Origin of the sequence: Paenibacillus maysiensis (assembly GCF_000520815.1) — a bacterium.
Classification (GTDB): Bacteria; Bacillota; Bacilli; order Paenibacillales; family Paenibacillaceae; genus Paenibacillus; species Paenibacillus maysiensis.
Map to the genome: position 1 here is coordinate 1 of NZ_ASRY01000017.1, position 1,294 is coordinate 1,294.

1 protein-coding gene and 1 pseudogene are annotated in these 1,294 nt (G+C 41.1%); both read left to right on the plus strand.

Going from position 1 to position 1,294, the window contains the following annotated elements; genetic code table 11:
* The coding region (locus L696_RS0101275; RefSeq protein ID WP_025682035.1) for a tyrosine-type recombinase/integrase at window positions 1-479 on the plus strand (479 nt) is incomplete at its 5' end.
* Window positions 480-655: 176 nt separating this feature from the next.
* Window positions 656-1,294: pseudogene (locus tag L696_RS0101280) on the plus strand (phage terminase large subunit); the annotation flags it as partial.

Below are 1,294 nucleotides of genomic sequence, written 5' to 3' on the forward strand. Positions count from 1 at the left end.
GGGGCAATCGAATGCATATCTGTATGATTGAATTGCTGCTAGGAACAGGGATACGGGTAAGCGAATTGGTTGGTATCAAGCTGAAGGATATAGAAATAAGCGAACGTAAAGGGTTATTGAAGGTGTTCGGTAAAGGGAATTCCTTTCGTACTATTCCATTAAATAAGGATGTACGAAAAGCCATTACTCGGTATCTTGAAGTCAGACCACACAGTGAATCAGAATATCTATGTATTGGGCAGCGTGGAGCATTGGAACGAAATGCGATTAACCTGATCCTGAACAAATATGGAGATCGGGTCAACGTAAAGGTCACACCCCATATGCTGAGACATACACTTGGCTATAAGTTGGTAAAAACGACTCCATTGACGACCATCCAACAAATCCTTGGACATGATCACGTAGCGACCACCAATATCTATACCTTAACAACACAGCAGGATATGGCTGAAGCTTTGGCAAATATCGAGTGGTAAGCAGCCACTCTTTTTGTCGTGGATGGGAGGGGGCCTTCTATGTAGATAAACGAAGCCGCCAGCAAAGGGTGCAGAAATTTTTGTGATGGTTTTATAGTGAATTTGAGAAAGGAGTTATACCGATTGAAACGATAAAGCAAGAAGAACATCGACAAGCTGAACTGCTTAAGCAGTATATGGAGAAGCATTTCAAGCCGTCCAAAATGAAACAACTGATCGAAACGTTCTCTTTCTCTGAACTAAGAAAGCTAATCGGTGAGATGGACATTGAATTTTTCGCCTTAGCCTATTTCCCTAAATATTTTGATCGAGCATTTGGCAAGTTTCATCGTGAGCTATTCGCGGAGTTAAAACATATGCTTGCAAATACAGGACTTATTACAGCCTTTGGTCTCCCAAGGGAGCATGGAAAGTCAACGATCAGTTCTTTTTTATTTCCGCTGTATGCCACACTTTATGATAAATCACAGTTTACGCTGATTATATCTGCAACAGAGCAAATTGCTCTTCCGTTCCTTGATATGATCAAAGATGAACTGGAAACAAATCAGATGCTGATTGAGGATTTTGGGATTCGTAAAGGGAGTCGCTGGAACAACAATGAAATATGGCTCAAAAGTAAAGGTGGACTAGATTCCTGTATTATGATTCGTGGGATTGATGGTTCACTTCGAGGTATTCACTATAAGCATCATCGTCCTACCTTAGTTCTAATGGATGATTTGCTCAAGGAAGATACCGCACGATCCGAAGCCAAGCGAGAACAAATTAAAAATACGTTTACGGATGTCATTCTGCCTATTGGCACAAGGGAT